1 pseudogene is annotated in these 699 nt (G+C 46.5%); it reads left to right on the forward strand.

Annotated features, from left to right (window positions below):
• A pseudogene (locus HT737_RS31065) lies at positions 1-135 on the forward strand (sulfoxide reductase heme-binding subunit YedZ); the annotation flags it as partial.
• Positions 136-699: the final 564 nt, after the last annotated feature.

Consider the following 699-nt stretch of genomic DNA (forward strand, 5'->3'; position numbering starts at 1 on the left):
TGTGGATCGTGCGTGCTGATCTCAAGGAGTGGACGATCTATGCCTTTATTAGGTGCAGTGCTTTTACTGCTGCGTGTGCCTACTGTTGCCCGTCGAATCCCGCGTTTATTGGCTAAAAAGCAGGTTTTGCAATAAAACTGAAATTAACGGTTGACGGCAGATTCTGGAGGTCTATAATTCGCCCCACTTCCGGCGCAGTCGAAACGGAAAACTCCTTGAGATTCAACGAGTTATGCAGGTTTCGGCAGCGGGTTGCTTCAGTTCATCGAAGCCTGGAAGGAGTTGAAAGAGCGGTGATGTTTGGCTCTTTTGACGGTTCGGTCTTCTCGGTCGAAAGCGGTGAAAAAGAGGTGTTGACAGCAGCGTGTAACGCTGTAGAATTCGCCTCCCGCTAACGAGAGATCGGAAGCGCAAGTGGTTGAAGTTGTTGAAGAATTCTTCGAAAGCTTCTGAAAATAATCACTTGACAGCAAATGAGGCTGCTGTAGAATGCGCGCCTCGGTTGAGAACGAAAGATCTTAACCAAACCGCTCTTTAACAACTGAATCAAAGCAATTCGTGTGGGTGCTTGTGGAGTCAGACTGATAGTCAGCAAGATTATCAGCATCACAAGTTACTCCGCGAGAAATCAAAGATGTAACCAACGATTGCTGAGCCAAGTTTAGGGTTTCTTAAAAACCCAAAGATGTTTGAACTGAA

The sequence above is a fragment of the Pseudomonas sp. MD195_PC81_125 genome (genome assembly GCF_014060985.1).
Lineage (GTDB): Bacteria > Pseudomonadota > Gammaproteobacteria > Pseudomonadales > Pseudomonadaceae > Aquipseudomonas > Aquipseudomonas parakoreensis.